Annotated in this window: 15 protein-coding genes and 1 riboswitch; of the genes, 7 read left to right on the top strand and 8 right to left on the bottom strand. The window is 72.2% G+C overall.

Annotated features, from left to right (window positions below; all coding sequences use genetic code 11):
• The first annotated feature begins 21 nt into the window (after positions 1-21).
• Positions 22-861 carry an NAD(P)-dependent oxidoreductase gene (locus AB0J06_RS17295; protein ID WP_357429535.1) on the top strand — a complete coding sequence of 280 codons (840 nt, stop codon included), beginning with the start codon at positions 22-24 and terminating at the stop codon, positions 859-861.
• Between the two features lie 143 nt (positions 862-1,004).
• Entirely contained in the window at positions 1,005-2,165 is a 1,161-nt protein-coding gene (locus tag AB0J06_RS17290; RefSeq protein ID WP_357429533.1) for an acyltransferase, read from the top strand.
• Here the strand turns inward: AB0J06_RS17290 and AB0J06_RS17285 are convergent.
• Positions 2,146-2,922, bottom strand: coding sequence for a DUF4097 family beta strand repeat-containing protein (locus AB0J06_RS17285; RefSeq protein WP_357429531.1), 777 nt, complete (start codon positions 2,920-2,922; stop codon positions 2,146-2,148). The genes AB0J06_RS17290 and AB0J06_RS17285 overlap by 20 nt on opposite strands.
• Positions 2,923-3,065: 143 nt before the next feature.
• Here AB0J06_RS17285 and recO point away from each other — a divergent pair, with 143 nt between their 5' ends.
• The gene (gene recO / locus AB0J06_RS17280) at positions 3,066-3,842 is read left to right on the top strand and encodes a DNA repair protein RecO (protein ID WP_357429528.1); all 777 of its coding nucleotides are present in this window, start codon (positions 3,066-3,068) and stop codon (positions 3,840-3,842) included.
• Positions 3,843-3,850: 8 nt separating this feature from the next.
• Entirely contained in the window at positions 3,851-4,666 is an 816-nt protein-coding gene (locus tag AB0J06_RS17275; protein WP_357429611.1) for an isoprenyl transferase, read from the top strand.
• Positions 4,667-4,693: 27 nt separating this feature from the next.
• On the opposite strand, the gene AB0J06_RS17270 is transcribed toward AB0J06_RS17275, so the two are convergent.
• Together AB0J06_RS17270 and AB0J06_RS17265 are read right to left on the bottom strand one after the other, a co-directional pair.
• The gene (locus AB0J06_RS17270; protein WP_357429526.1) at positions 4,694-5,404 is read right to left on the bottom strand and encodes an HAD hydrolase-like protein; all 711 of its coding nucleotides are present in this window, start codon (positions 5,402-5,404) and stop codon (positions 4,694-4,696) included.
• On the bottom strand, positions 5,401-5,697 hold the full coding sequence (locus tag AB0J06_RS17265; RefSeq protein WP_357429524.1) for an MTH1187 family thiamine-binding protein: 297 nt from the start codon (positions 5,695-5,697) through the stop codon (positions 5,401-5,403). Before AB0J06_RS17265 ends, AB0J06_RS17270 begins: the two co-directional genes overlap by 4 nt.
• A 256-nt stretch (positions 5,698-5,953) precedes the next feature.
• Between AB0J06_RS17265 and AB0J06_RS17260 the strand changes: the two genes are divergently transcribed.
• Entirely contained in the window at positions 5,954-6,217 is a 264-nt protein-coding gene (locus tag AB0J06_RS17260; protein ID WP_357429522.1) for a hypothetical protein, read from the top strand.
• A gap of 207 nt (positions 6,218-6,424) precedes the next feature.
• Here the strand turns inward: AB0J06_RS17260 and AB0J06_RS17255 are convergent, their stop codons facing one another.
• The 5 genes from AB0J06_RS17255 to AB0J06_RS17235 all read right to left on the bottom strand — a co-directional run bounded on the left by AB0J06_RS17255 (position 6,425) and on the right by AB0J06_RS17235 (position 11,693).
• Entirely contained in the window at positions 6,425-6,925 is a 501-nt protein-coding gene (locus tag AB0J06_RS17255; RefSeq protein WP_357429520.1) for a hypothetical protein, read from the bottom strand.
• Positions 6,925-8,634, bottom strand: a complete 1,710-nt coding sequence (locus AB0J06_RS17250) for a PHP domain-containing protein (protein WP_357429518.1) — start codon at positions 8,632-8,634, stop codon at positions 6,925-6,927. The genes AB0J06_RS17255 and AB0J06_RS17250 overlap by 1 nt, the downstream gene beginning before the upstream one ends.
• A gap of 119 nt (positions 8,635-8,753) precedes the next feature.
• On the bottom strand, positions 8,754-9,554 hold the full coding sequence (locus AB0J06_RS17245; protein ID WP_357429609.1) for an energy-coupling factor transporter transmembrane component T: 801 nt from the start codon (positions 9,552-9,554) through the stop codon (positions 8,754-8,756).
• Between the two features lie 5 nt (positions 9,555-9,559).
• Complete coding sequence (locus AB0J06_RS17240; RefSeq protein ID WP_357429516.1) at positions 9,560-10,984, bottom strand: ATP-binding cassette domain-containing protein; 1,425 nt, start codon at positions 10,982-10,984, stop codon at positions 9,560-9,562.
• Between the two features lie 118 nt (positions 10,985-11,102).
• On the bottom strand, positions 11,103-11,693 hold the full coding sequence (locus tag AB0J06_RS17235; RefSeq protein ID WP_357429514.1) for an ECF transporter S component: 591 nt from the start codon (positions 11,691-11,693) through the stop codon (positions 11,103-11,105).
• Positions 11,694-11,768: 75 nt separating this feature from the next.
• A riboswitch (TPP riboswitch) is annotated at positions 11,769-11,873 on the bottom strand.
• A gap of 222 nt (positions 11,874-12,095) precedes the next feature.
• On the opposite strand from AB0J06_RS17235, the gene AB0J06_RS17230 reads away from it, so the two are divergent.
• Positions 12,096-13,100 (top strand): permease, encoded by a 1,005-nt coding sequence (locus tag AB0J06_RS17230; RefSeq protein WP_357429607.1) that lies wholly within the window; start codon positions 12,096-12,098, stop codon positions 13,098-13,100.
• The gene (locus AB0J06_RS17225) at positions 13,097-13,870 is read left to right on the top strand and encodes a TIGR03943 family protein (RefSeq protein ID WP_357429512.1); all 774 of its coding nucleotides are present in this window, start codon (positions 13,097-13,099) and stop codon (positions 13,868-13,870) included. The genes AB0J06_RS17230 and AB0J06_RS17225 overlap by 4 nt, the downstream gene beginning before the upstream one ends.

Here is a 13,870-nt window from a genome sequence, read left to right as displayed (position 1 = left end):
CCGCAACCGGAGGCGGTCATCGTGGAACGGGTTCTCATCACGGGTGCCGGTGGCCGCATCGGTCAGATGCTCCGCCCCCGCCTGGCCGCTCCCGGCCGGACGCTGCGCCTGCTCGACCGGGTGGCGCAACCGCCGGCCGAGCCCGGTGAGGCGGTCGAGGTGGTCGCCGCGGACCTCTCCGACGTCGACGCGGTGCGGCAGGCGTGCACCGGCGTCGACGCGGTGGTCCATCTGGCGGCGCTGAAGACCGAGGACACCTGGGAGAACATCCTGCGGGTCAACGTGGACGGCACCCGTACGCTGCTCGATGCCGCGCGGGTCGCGGGCGTGCGCCGCGTTTTGCTGGCCTCGTCCATCCACGCCGCGGGCTTCTACCGCCGCGAGGGGACGACGCCGGAGCCCGCCGGGGTGCCCGCCCCGAGCGGACCCGACGGCGTGCCGTCGGACTCGCCGCCCCGGCCGGACAGCTACTACGGGTGGAGCAAGGCGGCGGTCGAAGGGCTGGGCAGTCTCTACGCCGACCGGTTCGGCATGACCGTCTTCGCGCTCCGGATCGGGGCGTGCTTCCCCGAGCCGCCCGGTGAATGGGCATTGGACTCGTGGCTCTCCCCGGACGACTGCGGGCGCCTGATCTCGGCGTGCCTCACCGCCGACGCCACCGGCTTTCGCGTGCTCTGGGGCGTCAGCCGCAACACGAGGCGATGGTGGTCGCTGGCGGAGGGTGCGGAGATCGGGTACGACCCGCAGGACGACGCGGAGAAATACGCCGATGTGGTACCCCCCGCGACGGGTCAGCGGGCGACCGCGATGGGCCTGCTCGGGCACACCTTCTGCGTGACCCCGCTCGGCGTACCTCGATAGCCGCGCCTTTGCCGATGTGGGCTTTTTCACCCGTCCGGTTACGGGTGGAGCGTTCCTTCCTGCACCCACCTGGGTAGAGCGTCAGGTGTCCCCGAGGCCAACCTGAGATGCCACTCCCAGGTTCGTGCGATACGTATGAGTTGATGCGAAACAGATACCTGGATCTGCTGCGCTTTCTGGCAATCATCCGAGTTGTCGTCTATCACGCCACGGGCTGGGCCTTCCTGACCCTGGCGTTCCCGGCGATGTCCGTGATGTTCGCCCTCGCCGGATCCCTGATGGCCGCCTCGTTGGACCGGTCCGGTCCCGCGGCGGTGGGCCGTCGACTGCGTCGGTTGCTGCCATCGCTCTGGATGCTCGCGGCGGTCTTCGTGCCGGCCATGCTGGTCACCGGCCTCGCCGTGAACTGGCGGCTGGTCTTCTGGGCGCTTCCCCTCTCCGATCCGCCGAGCAACGGCTGGGGAGCGCTGGCGCTCAGCACGATCTGGTATCTGCGCGACTATCTATGGTTCGTGCTGTTGTCGCCGCTGGCCCTGCCGCTGTTCCGGCGGTTCCCGGTGCCCACCGTCATCGCCCCGTACGTGTTGCTGGTGGCCGTCGAGTTCGGTCTGCTGCCGGCGAACGAGGTGGTGCAGGACATCGGCCTGTACTTCGGTGCCTGGCTGCTCGGCTTCGCCCACCACGACGGGATGCTCCGGCGGATGCCGCGCCGGGTGCTGGTCGCCCTCTCGACCGCCCTCAGCGGGCTCGGCGCGGCCTGGATCCTCACCCACCCCGGACCCCGCGGCTTCGACATCAACGACATCCGCCTGGGCAATGCCCTCTGGTCGATCGGCTTCGTCCTGATCCTGCTCGGTCTGGCCCCCGCGCGTGCCGCATGGATCGACCGGAACGCGCTGGTCAGCCGGGCCGTCACCGTGCTCAACCAGCGGGCGCTGACCATCTATCTGTGGCACATGCCGATCCTGCTCGGCATCATCACGGTCACCGTCCGGCTCGGCTGGGGCGCACTGACCCCGTCGGGGATCGCGCTGCGACTGACCGGCCTGGCGGTGCTTCTCGCCCTCGCCGTGGCGTTGTTCGGGTGGGTCGAGGATCTCGCCGCGCAACGCCGGCTCGCCGTGGTGCCGGGGCCCCGCCGCGCGGCCGACGCTCCGTTGGTGACCGCCGACGCGGCCGTCACCCCGGGCAGGGTGACCGCCGGGGCGGGCGCACGGGCGCGTCCGGACGACCCGGCGCTCCGGCCCACCGACGCCCCGGTGGTGGCCGGGCCCCGAGCGACCGTCAGCGGCGCTTCACCGTGATGTCGCCGCTCCCCGTTTCCAGGTCCAGCGCCGACGACGCCCCAGGGTCGTCGCTCACCTCGAGGTTCTTGCTCCCGGAGCCGGTGCTGGCGGCGATTCGATAACCGCCGTCCGGCACGGTCAGGTCGATCGACCCGCTCGACGCGCGCGCCCGCACGGCAGCCGGGGTGGCCAGCGCAAGGGTGATGTCGCCGGAGCCGGTCTCCGCCTCGACCCGGCCGCGACCGAGGCCGCGTCCGTCGATCGAGCCCGAACCCGTGTGCGCGGAGACCGCGGCCGCGGCGTCGACCAACTCGATGTCGCCGGAGCCGGTCTCCGCGGTCACCGTGCCGAACGCGCGGGTCACGGTGATCGAGCCGGACCCGACCTTCACCTCCACCGCGGATACGTCCGTGAGATCCAGGTCGCCCGAGCCGTTCTCGCCGCGTACCGCGACCCCCTGCGGGGCGAGGATGTCGTACGAGACGCTGCACCGGCGTCCGCAGTCGGTATCCACCGCCAGCACCGTGCCGTCGATGCGGTAGGTCGCACCGGGCTCGCCGCCCTGGTAGCGCACCACCCGCTTGATCTGCACGGTCGAGACCGGGCCGGTCCGGACAACGATGTTCCCGCTGCCGGGGGCGATGGTGATTTCAGTGATCTTGACGGCCTCGGTGCGGCTGAAGTCGAGCCGCCGTTCGGCGAGGGCGCCGCAGCCGGCCAGCGAGAGGAGAGCGGTGGCCCCCGCTGCGGCCGTGACGGTCCGGGAGTAACGCATGCGACGGACGTTACGGGCGGCCGACCGACGGCGGAATCCGGCACGCCCACGAGCTGTCCCGGAAACGACCCTGAGATCCGGGTCGGGGTTCCCCATGTGCCGGGCGCGGATCATCGGCGGACGGGCCGGGGCAGAATGGCGGGGTGCCCGGATACCGCCGCCAGCTCTACCGCGACGACGCAGTGGTTCTGCGCGTGCAGAAACTGGGCGAATCAGACCGCATCATCACGCTGCTGACCCGCCGGCACGGTCGCCTCCGCGCGGTCGCCCGCGGGGTACGGCGCACCACCTCGCGGTTCGGCGCCCGGTTGGAGCCCTTCGGTCACGTCGACGTGCAGCTGGCCGGCGACCCCGAGGGGCACGGCACGTCCCTCCAGTCGGTGAGCCAGGTCGAGGGCATCAACCTCTACGGCAAGCGGTTTCTCGCCGACTACCCGCGGTACACGGCGGCGAGCGCGATCGCCGAGACCGCCGAACGGCTCACCCCCGTCGAACGCGAGCCGTCGCTGCGGCTCTTCCTGCTCACCATCGGCGCGCTGCGGGCGCTCGCCGACGGGGAACACGCCACCACCCTGGTGCTCGACGCCTACCTGCTGCGCGGCATGACCTTCGCCGGCTGGGCCCCGGCACTGGCCGCCTGCGCCGTGTGCGGCACTCCCGGACAGCACCGCGCGTTCTCCGTACCGGCCGGAGGTTGTGTCTGCCCCGACTGTCGACCGCCCGGCGCCGCCCACCCGGCGCCCGCCACCCTCGACCTGATGTCCGCCCTCACCTCCGGTGACTGGCGGGTGGCGGACGCGGCCGAGACGGCCACGCGCCGGGAGTGCAGCGGCCTGGTCGCGGCGCACCTGCAGTGGCATTTGGAACGCGGGTTACGCTCGCTGCCGCTGGTCGACCGGAACCCAGGAGAGCGCTCTTGATCAAGTCCATGAGCCGCCGCGGCGCGCCGCGTCGGCCCACGCCACCCACCCCGCACCCGTCCGGGGCCCGACCCCCGGCGCTCCCCGCCGACAGTCTGCCCCGGCACGTGGCCGTGGTGATGGACGGCAACGGGCGGTGGGCCAAGGAGCGCGGCCTGCCCCGAACGAAGGGGCATGAGCAGGGTGAGTTCTCCCTCTTCGACACGATCGAGGGTGCGATCGAGCTCGGCGTCCCCTACCTCTCCGCGTACGCCTTCTCCACCGAGAACTGGCGGCGCTCGCCGGACGAGGTGCGCTTCCTGATGGGGTTCAACCGCGACGTGATCCGCCGTCGCCGGGACCAGCTCGTCGACCTGGGCGTACGGGTGGTCTGGTCGGGCCGCGCCGGACGGCTCTGGAAGAGCGTGATCTCCGAACTCCAGACCGCGGAGGAGATGTCGCGGGGCAACTCGACGATGACCCTGCAGTTCTGCGTCAACTATGGCGGGCAGGCCGAGATCGCCGACGCGGCCGCCGCGATCGCGCGGGACGTGGCGGCCGGCAAGGTGGACCCGGACAAGGTCAACGAGAAGCTGATCTCGCGCTACCTCTACCACCCCGAGGTGCCCGAGGTCGATCTCTTCCTGCGCCCCTCCGGCGAGCAGCGCACCTCCAACTTCCTGCTCTGGCAGTCGGCGTACGCGGAACTGATCTTCATGGACACGCTCTGGCCGGACTTCGACCGCCGGCACCTCTGGTACGCCTGCGAGCTCTACGCCCAACGCGACCGCCGATTCGGTGGCGCCATCCCGAACCCGGTCCCACCGCCTCCGGCCGGGGGCTGAGCGCAGGGCAACCCGGCCTGCGGAGGCTCAGGGGGCGGCGGCGCCAGCGAGGACGTCCACCACCGCGTCGACCTCGCTCAGATCGTCGAAGACGAGATGCGCCCCCGCCGCCGCCAGCTCAGCCGCGCTCGTGTCGCCGGTCGCCACCCCGATCGCCGTCACGCCGTTGGCGAGGGCGCCCGCCACGTCGTGCACGGTGTCACCGATCACGACAACCTCCGCGTCCGCGAAGCGGCCGTGCCCTCGCTCGGCCAGCATCCGGCAGCGCCGCACCAGGTCGGCCCGGACCAGGTCCTCCCGGCCGTACCCGCCGATCTCGAAGTCGACCGCCGCATGCAGGTCGAAGGCGGTGAGCTTGGCTAACGCCACCGGGGCGATGTTGCCGGTGACCAGCGTCTGTACGACGTGGGGGCGTGCGGCGAGCGCGGTGAGCACCTGCGGCACGCCGGGCAGCACCCGGCCCACGTCGCGGAGCAGGTGCCGGCGGGCGTGGAACTCGTCGGCGTAGACCTGGAAGAACGTCTCCAGGTGCGGCGTGCAGTCGGCGATGCCGTGCAGGGCGAACGCCTCCGCCGCGATGTCCCGGTCGGTGCGCCCGCCCGGATACGGCATCTGCCGCCAGGCGACGCCGGTGACCTTGGTGAACGCCTCGGCGTACGCCAGTTTGGCGACGCCGCCGGTGTGGACCAGCGTCCAGTCGATGTCCCACATCAACAGCCGCCGGGCCGGGGTGTTCACGCGTCGGCCAATCGTGCCTCGAGGTCCACGACTTTGCTGGTCAGACCGTCGGTGACACCCGGCCGGATGTCGGCCTTCAGTACCACGCTGACCCGCGGCGCGTGCGCGGCCACGACGTCGACCGCCCGTTTGACCACCGCCATCACCTCGTCCCACTCGCCCTCGACGAGGGTGAACATGGCATCGGTCTGGTTGGGCAGCCCGGACTCGCGGACGACCCGGACGGCCTCGGCGACCAGGTCACCGACGGACTCGCCCACCCCGAGCGGGGTGATGGAGAAAGCGATCAGCATGACCCGATCCTTGCACTCGGCGAAAACCGGATGTGGTCGCTGGCGTTCTCCGCTACCGTCGTGCGCATGCGTTACTGACGCCCATTCCGTAGACCGTGCCGACCCGCTGCGCTGTGCGCGCGGGCCGTGAGCACGCCGGGCGTCTCTTCTTCCTGCCGTTCCTGGCACCACCGTTCGGTGGCTGGACGTCCGGCATCCCCCTTTCCAGCGCGACCGCCTGCGAGAGCGCGGCATTTCCAGGACAAGGAGGCACCGTATGGCTGCCAAGCGGCACAGCGAAAGCGCCCGCCGGAACGTGGACGCGGGGTTCGCGGTCCACCCCGGCAAGGACGAGATCGAGGGACTGACACCGGGCAAGCCGGTGCGGCTGCCCGCCGTCGCTGACGGCGGCGGCGTGACCGACGCGTGGCAGGCCCCACCGAAGGCCGCGCCGGGATGGCGTGGCACCGATCGGGGCGGGAGCGGCCGGCGTGCACAGGGGGCGCCGCAGGCGCGTCGCTACGCGTTCCGTCGCAGCTGACGGACCGCGCCCCGACCAGGGGTTTCGGGTACGTCCGTAGTCGCTGGAGCGACCACAGACGTACCCGACCTCGTCCGTCGATCAAGGAGTTGCGCGTCGATCAAGGACGTATTCACATGATTGGAGATCAAACCGTGCGCATACGCCCTTGATCGACGAGGCGGACGGGGCGGACGGGGCAGGCGGGGCGGGGCGGGGCAGGGGGGGTTAGTGGCCGGCGCAGCAGGGGGTGGGATTCGGCATCTCGAACGGCGCGATGCGGCCCGGGCGCAACGGCGTCGCGATCAGCGTCAGCTCGCCGTTCCTCCACTGTGGGCGGACGAAATCGCCGGTCTCGATCGCCGTCTCCGGCGCCGCGCGGGCCCCGCCGAGCAGGACCACCTGGTCGATTGCGGTCCGTTCGAGCAGTTCGTCGACACGCACCGTGCCGACCAGGTGTTCGATCCCGGGATAGAGCACCGCGCGGCCGGAGCGGCGGGCCCGGTGTTCGTGGACGGCGAGCGCCGTCCCCTCCCGCAACTCCGGCAGGCCCGGCGGAAGCGGCACCGGGGAGGAGACCGACAGGCTGATCGCCACGTGTGGCCGGGGGGTGCGGACAAGATGCGTGCAGGCCACGAGCCCCGGGAGGCCGAGCGGCCGCACGTTCTCGCGCAGCCAGTGCTCGGCCTCCCGGTCCGTCCCGTGACCGAGACTGATACCCAGGTACATCAGACCGGCAGGATCCAGATCGGGTTCGCGTAGAACCAGAGGTCCTTCCACGGGTCGGCGTCGCCGACCACGTCCATCGCCGGGCCGACCGGGTCGACGCCCGCGCCCAGCAGGCCTGCGGTAGTGCGGTTGCCGTCGGTGCCGCGGACGCGGACGTAGAAGGGCTTGTCGACCTTGCCGAACGAGTAGCTGAACGAGACCTTCGACGAGCCGCGCGCGACCTCGAAGGACTTGACCACCTTCGTGTTCGGGGCGGTGAAGCTGTCCGGGTCGGAGACCGGCCCGCTCACTGCGCCCGCGATCACGTCGACGCGGGCGAGCACCGGCACGAACTGCGCCCAGTTGGGGGTGGTGGCGAGGTCGACGTCGATGGTGAGCTCGACGGACTGGCCGCGGCGGACCCGCATGACACCGCCGAGCGGCGTGCCGGAGTTCGCGCGCCGGTCGCCCGCGACCCGGGTTCGGACGTCGAGGCCCCTGATCAGGCCGCCGTGGTCGACCCAGACCCGCCCCGCGCGGAGCCCGTCCATCACGGCGCGGTATGCGAACGATGTGGCGCCGACGTGGGTACGGCTGTAGTAGCCCGGCCAGAAGTCACCGGCCGTGGTGAGGACCTGGCCGCCGTGTACGGGGTCGTTGTACCTCCCGTTCGCGTTGAAGTCGCTGCCCGGCCCGCGGGTGGCGGAGTCGAGGTAGATGGTGTGCGAGTCGGAGTTGGCCGTCACCCACCAGGCGCGCCCCTCCGCGAGCAGGCTGTCCCAGAGGCCGCCGACCGTGGAGGTCATCCAGTCGAAGCCGCCCCAGGTGCGGTAGCTCTCCAGCGGGTAGCCGGGGAAGGACGCGGCGGACGGGCTCCCCTCGTAGTAGCCGCGGCCACCGCCGGCGCCGTGCGGCTTGGTGATGCCGGCGGCCTGGTGGCCGGGTGCGCCCTCCATGCCGACCGCGACGCTCGGGTCGGCGTCGCGCCAGGCCCGGATCTCGTGAGGGGAGTCGACGCCGCGTCGCGACGGGTGGTTGGCGAGGAAGAGCGCGCCGTCGACGCGCCGCTTGCGGACGGCCTCGCCGAGGAACTTGATGCCGGCGATGGCGAGCGCCTCGTTGGTGGCGCCGGGATCGCTCGCCTTCCTGACCGTACCGTCGTAGGCGTTCTCGAACTCCTTGAGGACGGCCACCTCGTGCTGCCCGGGGTGGACGAAGACGGTGCCGTGCTCGGCGGCCGGGATGTTCCACTCCAGTCCCTGGAAGACCAGCAGGTCGCGCAGTTCGGAGCGGGCCGCCCGGATGTCGGGGTTCACCTTCTCCACGCCGATCTTCGCGTGCGCGTCGGTGCCGTGGTCGGTGACGACCATCCAGTCCAGGCCGTACGCCCGGGCGTGCTGCGCCTGGTCGAGCACCCGGTACATGCCGTCCGGGCTGTACTGCGTGTGGATGTGGTGGTCGCCGGCAAGCCACTGGAAACCGCCGGTGCGCTCCCGGTCGCCGCCCGGCCCTTGCTGGTGGTCGGCCTGCTGGGCGTGGGCGGCGTGCGGTGCGGCGAGCACGGTGGCGGCCGCGCCGGCGCCGAGGAGGCCGGCGTTGCGCAGGAAGCCGCGGCGGGAGAGGTCCGACGGCGCCAGTTCACCGTCGGGCACGGACAGATCAAGAGCGGGGGGTACGTCAGCGCCGGTGGCGTGGTCGTGATCATGGTGGTGATGGTGGCCGTGGCCCATGGGTCGCTCCATGATGGCGGGAGTTCAGGTGCCTTCAATGTGGCGCAACATCAAGAACGGGAGGTGACCTGCTCACAGCCCCTGTGCGAACATGCGGCTGCCGCTACGGGTGGCGGAGATCAGCTGATCAGCGGTCGGAACGTGCCGAGCACGATGCTCACCGTCAACGCGAGCGCCGCCAGCGCGACGGCCCCGGCGACCAACGCCGCGTCGGCGGCGGTGAAGCGCTGCTGGCGGGCGAGCGTACGCGGGGTGCCGGCGTCGAAGCCGCGGGCATCCATCGCGGTGGCGAGCCGGGTGCCGCGCCGGATCGCCCCGACCAGCAGCGCGAACGCGGTGGAGGCGAAGATTCGCAGCCGGGCCAGCGGGTTCCGCCCCGCGTCCACGCCGCGGGCCCGCCGCGCCATCGAGAGCATCTGCCACTCGACCGACAGGAGCGGCAGCAGCCGGAACGCGGCGAGCGCGCCGATCGCGAAGCGCGGCGACGCCTTGGCGTTCTGGATCAGTGCGTCGGCCAGGTCGGTCGGGTCGGTGGTCGCGAAGACCATCACGCCCGGCAGCGCCACCGCGATCACCCGCAGCGCCAGCCCCAGGGCGTCGGCCAGCACGCCGGTGGTCACCGCGACCGGCCCCACGGTGAGCAGGACGGTGCCGGTCCGCTCGGCGGCGAAGAGCACCAGGGTGACCACGATCCCGAGGGCGGATGCCAGCAGCGGCCAGGCCCGGCGGGCGAGCGTCCGGTACCGGACGCCGAAGAGCGGCAGCACGGCCAGCTCGATGGCGATCGCCACGGCGGGCGCGACCGGATCGATGGTGGCGATCAGCGTCAGCGAGAAGAGCAGCGCGGCGGCGAGCTTGGCAACCGGATTGCGCCGGGCCAGCGGGGCATTGTTGTCGGCGACGGGGGCCCCGCGCGGCAGCTCCGTCACCGCGTCACGCTCCGGTCCAGGGTCACGGTCCGGTCGGCCAGCGCGGCGACGAAGTCCGCGTCGTGGGTGACCGTGACGATGCCGTGACCGGCGTCGCGCAGCGCGGCGAGCAGCTCGACCAGCTCGATCCAGGTCCGCCGGTCCTGACCGAAGGTCGGCTCGTCCAGCACGAGCAGCCGGGGGGCGGTGGCAAGCGCCGTGGCGACGCTCAGCCGCCGCGCCTCGCCACCGGAGAGGGTGTACGGGTTGGCGCCGGCGAGCCGGTCCAGTCGTAGCCGCCCCAGCAGCTCGTCCACGATGGATCTGGTCTCCGTCTCCGATCGCCCGGTGCGGCGGGGACCGAGTGCCAGCTCGTCGAAGACGGTGCTGGTGACGAACTGGTGCTCGGGATCCTGGAAGACCGAGCCGATCCGGCGGGTCAGCGCGGGCGCCCGCCAGCGGTGCGGGGGAGTGGCCGCGTCCCGTCCGGCCAGGGTGGTCGAGGCGCTGACCCCTCCGGCGCCCGGCTTGAGCAGCCCGCCGAGCAGGAGCGCCAGCGTCGACTTGCCGGCGCCGTTCGGGCCGAGGACGGCGAGCGCCTCGTTGGCCCGTACGGTCAGGTCTGTCGGCGCCAACCGGGGCGGCAGCCCGAGCCCCTCGGCGGCGAGCAGCGGATCGCCCGGGGCGGTGCGCGCCGGCCGTGGCGTCACGGGTCGGCCGGGCACCCAGACGCCGGCGGCGGCCAGCGTCTCGCCGTGCCGGTCGAAGACCGCGTCCGGCGTGCCGTCGGCGCTGATCCCGCCGCCCGGCGCGAGGACCACCACCCGGTCGACCAGCGGGAGCGCCTCGGCGACCCGGTGCTCGACGAGGATCAGGGTGGTGTCGGGGCGGAGCGCGGTCGCGATCGCCTCGCGGACCAGGATCGCGCCCACGGGGTCGAGGTTGGCGGTCGGTTCGTCGAGCAGCAGGAGGTCCGGCCGGAGTGCGAGGGCCCCGGCCAGTGCGAGGCGTTGCTGTTCGCCGCCCGAGAGCGCGGCGGTCGGGCGGTCGCGGCCGTACGGGAAACCGACCCGGCGCAGCGCCTCGTCGACCCGTGGCCAGATCTCGTCCGCCGGGACGCCCCGGTTCTCCAGCCCGAACGCGACGTCGTCGCCGGAGCGGGCCATCACCAGCTGCGTCTCCGGGTCCTGGAAGACGATGCCGACCCGTTCGCGCGCCTTGCGCGGGTCCAGCCCGTCGATCTCGACGAGGCCCTCCTGTTCCCCGGAGTCCTCGGGGAGCAGCCCGGCGAGCGCGGCGAGCAGGGTGCTCTTGCCGGCTCCGGAGGGGCCGAGCAGCAGGACGCGTTCGCCGTGCTCGATGCGCAGGTCGGCGCCGCGTACGGCCCAGGCCTTGCGACCGGCGTGCCGCCACCCGAATCCGCGCAGCTCAACCGCGCCCACGCCGGCTCCCTTCCCTCGCGCGCCCGGTCCCATCCCCGTCGATCATGAAGTTGTCGCCCGTGCGGGCCGGTTCCCGGGCGACAACTTCATGATCGACGTGTGCATGTGGAGGTGGGGGTCAGACGGCGGCGCGGTCGCGGCCGGCGGGGAAGCGGTCCAGGACGCCGGTCTGGGCCAGCGCCCGGGTCAGTGCCCACCCGCCCATGCCGGCGATCAGCGCGGCGCTGATCACGGTGATCACGAGGTACGGGAGCCGCACGGTCGCGAAGTCGTAGGCGTAGTAGTACCGGACCTGGTCGAACATGGCGGCGGCGAGGCCGGCGAGGGCGCCGGCCAGGGTGGCGACCGGCAGCCGGAACGAGCGGTAGCCGACGGCGAGGAACGCCAGTTCGGCGCCGAGGCCCTGAGCCAGGCCCTGCATGATCACCACGGTGCCCCACTGGCTGCCGAGTAGCGCGGAGATGAGTGCGGCGAGCAGCTCGCAGTAGACCGCCGCGCCCGGCTTGCGGATCACCAGCCCGCCCAGCACGGCCGGCAGCAGCCAGACGCCGTAGATGACGGCCTGCGCCGGCGGGAAGAACGTGAACGCCGCCTCGGTGGCGGACCAGACGAAGCCCCAGGCCCAGAAGACCACGCCGAAGGCGACGGCGAGGATCGAGGCGATGACGATGTCCAGCGTGCGCCAGCGGCTGCTGGTGGGTTGACTCATTATGTTGGCTCCCAGTCCTCTATCGAACCAGGAGAAGACGCACGCCATGACCGTGATGCCTCGGTCATGGCGCGGCTGGAGAATCGACCGAACTCCCTGCGCTGGCATTACCCAGATCAGGTTCGAGGGTCTGCGGTGTCACCCGCACTCTCAGCGCTGTGCGCTCCCCTGTCGGATGTGAAGTTGTCTCGCTGACGCTAGCACCCGGGGCGCGGACGCGAACAGCCTGGTAAACCGCGCGGTGCGCCGCTTGGCCGCGGTGTCCGGGTTAAGGTGGTCTGCCCGCCCGAGTCCGTCGAGCCAAGGGGACAAGCTGTTGTGACCTCCGCCGACCCCACGGCCACCCGGCCCGGCGTCGCGGGCGACGAGATCGAATGGACGATCCCGCCCGCCGACCCCGCGGTGCCGGTCGCGGCGCCCCCCGATGACCCGGAGCCGCCGCGTCGACGGCTCTTCGGCGACCGCGTCGGATCGGTCGAGGTCCTCGCCGTCCTGCTGATCCTGCTGGTCGTCTTCCGTGCGCAGGTGGCGAGCCTGATCTCCGACCCGCGCCTGCAGACCTGGACCACCGTCTTCGTGTCGGTGATGGTGCAGGCGATGCCGTTCCTCGTCTTCGGGGTGGTGCTCTCGGCCGTCATCGCGGTCTTCGTGCCCCGGTCGTTCTGGGCGAAGGCGCTGCCGAAGCACCCCGCCCTCGCCGTGCCGGTCGCCAGCTGCGCCGGGGTGGTGCTGCCCGGCTGCGAATGCGGGTCCGTGCCGATCGCCGGATCGCTGATCCGCCGCGGGGTCACCCCCGCCGCCGCGCTGGCGTTCCTGCTGGCCGCGCCGGCGATCAACCCGATCGTGCTGACGGCGACCGCGGTCGCCTTTCCCGACAACCCCGAGATGGTGGTTGGTCGCGGGGTCGCGAGCCTGATCGTCGCGATGGTGATGGGCTGGCTGTGGCTGCGGCTCGGCCGCGCCGAGTGGATCAGACTGCCGCACCGGCCCGACCTCGACGACCTGTCTCGGGGCCGGGCATTCTGGGCGGCGGTACGGCACGACGTCATGCACGCGGGCGGCTTCCTCGTGATCGGCGCGATGGCGGCGGCCGCCATCAACGTCCTCGTTCCCGAGGTGTGGTTGCAGCGGCTCGCCGACAACCCGGTGCTGTCGGTGATCGCCCTCGCGGTGCTCGCCGTGCTGCTCTCCATCTGCTCCGAGGCCGACGCGTTCGTCGCCGCGTCGCTCTCCCAGTTCTCGCTCACCTCGCGGCTGGTCTTCCTGGTGGTCGGGCCGATGGTCGACCTGAAACTGATCTCGATGCAGGCCGGCACGTTCGGCCGTCGGTTCGCGCTGCGGTTCGCGCCGGCGACGTTCGCGATCGCGGTGCTGGTCGCCGTCGCGGTGGGAGGGGTGCTGCTGTGAACCGGCAGGCTCAGGGCGTCGTGCTGCTGCTGCTCGGCGGCGCCGTGGTCAAGGCGAGCGTCACCGACATGTACCTGCGCTACGTCAAGGAGGGGCTGCGCCCGTTCCTGATCATCGCGGGTCTGCTGCTGGTCGCCGCCGCGGTGATGACGCTCTTCTACGATCTCCGCCGCCGGCCGGCACCCGCGTCGGGCGGGACGGCCGGTGACGGTCCGGTCGACCCCGGGAGCGCCGGGGATGACCACGGGCACGACCACGGCGGTCGCGGACACCACGAGCCGCGGGTGGGTTGGCTGCTGATCCTGCCGGTGCTCGGCCTGCTGCTGGTCGCTCCACCGGCGCTCGGGTCGTACGCGGCCGGTCAGGCCGGCACCGCCCTCTCCAGCCAGCAGGTCTCCGACTATCCGCCGCTTCCCGACGGTGATCCGGCGAAGGTCAGCGTCCTGGACTACGCGTCCCGGGCGATCTTCGACAAGGGCGCCTCGCTCGGGCAGCGCCGGGTCCAGCTCACCGGCTTCGTGGCCACCGGGCCGGACGGGCAGCCGATGTTGGCGCGGATCATCCTCTCGTGCTGCGCCGCCGACGGGCGCCCCATCAAGGTGGGGCTGGACGGCAACGCGCCGGGCGGCCTCGCCCCGGACACCTGGGTCGAGGTGATCGGCGCTTACACCGACCGCACCGGCACCGACCCGGTCAACGGCGAGGGCATTCCCTACCTGAAGGTGGAGACGTGGCGGGAGATCGAGCCGCCGAAGCAGCAGTACGAGTGA

It is taken from the genome of Micromonospora sp. NPDC049679 (assembly GCF_040659735.1).
Taxonomy (GTDB): Bacteria; Actinomycetota; Actinomycetes; order Mycobacteriales; family Micromonosporaceae; genus Micromonospora_I.
This window is presented reverse-complemented; position numbering and strand designations above follow the sequence as displayed.

Bases quoted from the DNA above. Each gene is read 5' to 3' on its own strand.
- AB0J06_RS17290 (WP_357429533.1), top strand. From the start codon at position 1,005: ATGCGAAACAGATACCTGGATCTGCTGCGCTTTCTGGCAATCATCCGA.
- AB0J06_RS17285 (WP_357429531.1), bottom strand. From the start codon at position 2,922: ATGCGTTACTCCCGGACCGTCACGGCCGCAGCGGGGGCCACCGCTCTC.
- AB0J06_RS17275 (WP_357429611.1), top strand. From the start codon at position 3,851: ATGAGCCGCCGCGGCGCGCCGCGTCGGCCCACGCCACCCACCCCGCAC.
- AB0J06_RS17265 (WP_357429524.1), bottom strand. From the start codon at position 5,697: ATGCTGATCGCTTTCTCCATCACCCCGCTCGGGGTGGGCGAGTCCGTC.
- AB0J06_RS17260 (WP_357429522.1), top strand. From the start codon at position 5,954: ATGGCTGCCAAGCGGCACAGCGAAAGCGCCCGCCGGAACGTGGACGCG.
- AB0J06_RS17255 (WP_357429520.1), bottom strand. From the start codon at position 6,925: ATGTACCTGGGTATCAGTCTCGGTCACGGGACGGACCGGGAGGCCGAG.
- AB0J06_RS17250 (WP_357429518.1), bottom strand. From the start codon at position 8,634: ATGGGCCACGGCCACCATCACCACCATGATCACGACCACGCCACCGGC.
- AB0J06_RS17235 (WP_357429514.1), bottom strand. From the start codon at position 11,693: ATGAGTCAACCCACCAGCAGCCGCTGGCGCACGCTGGACATCGTCATC.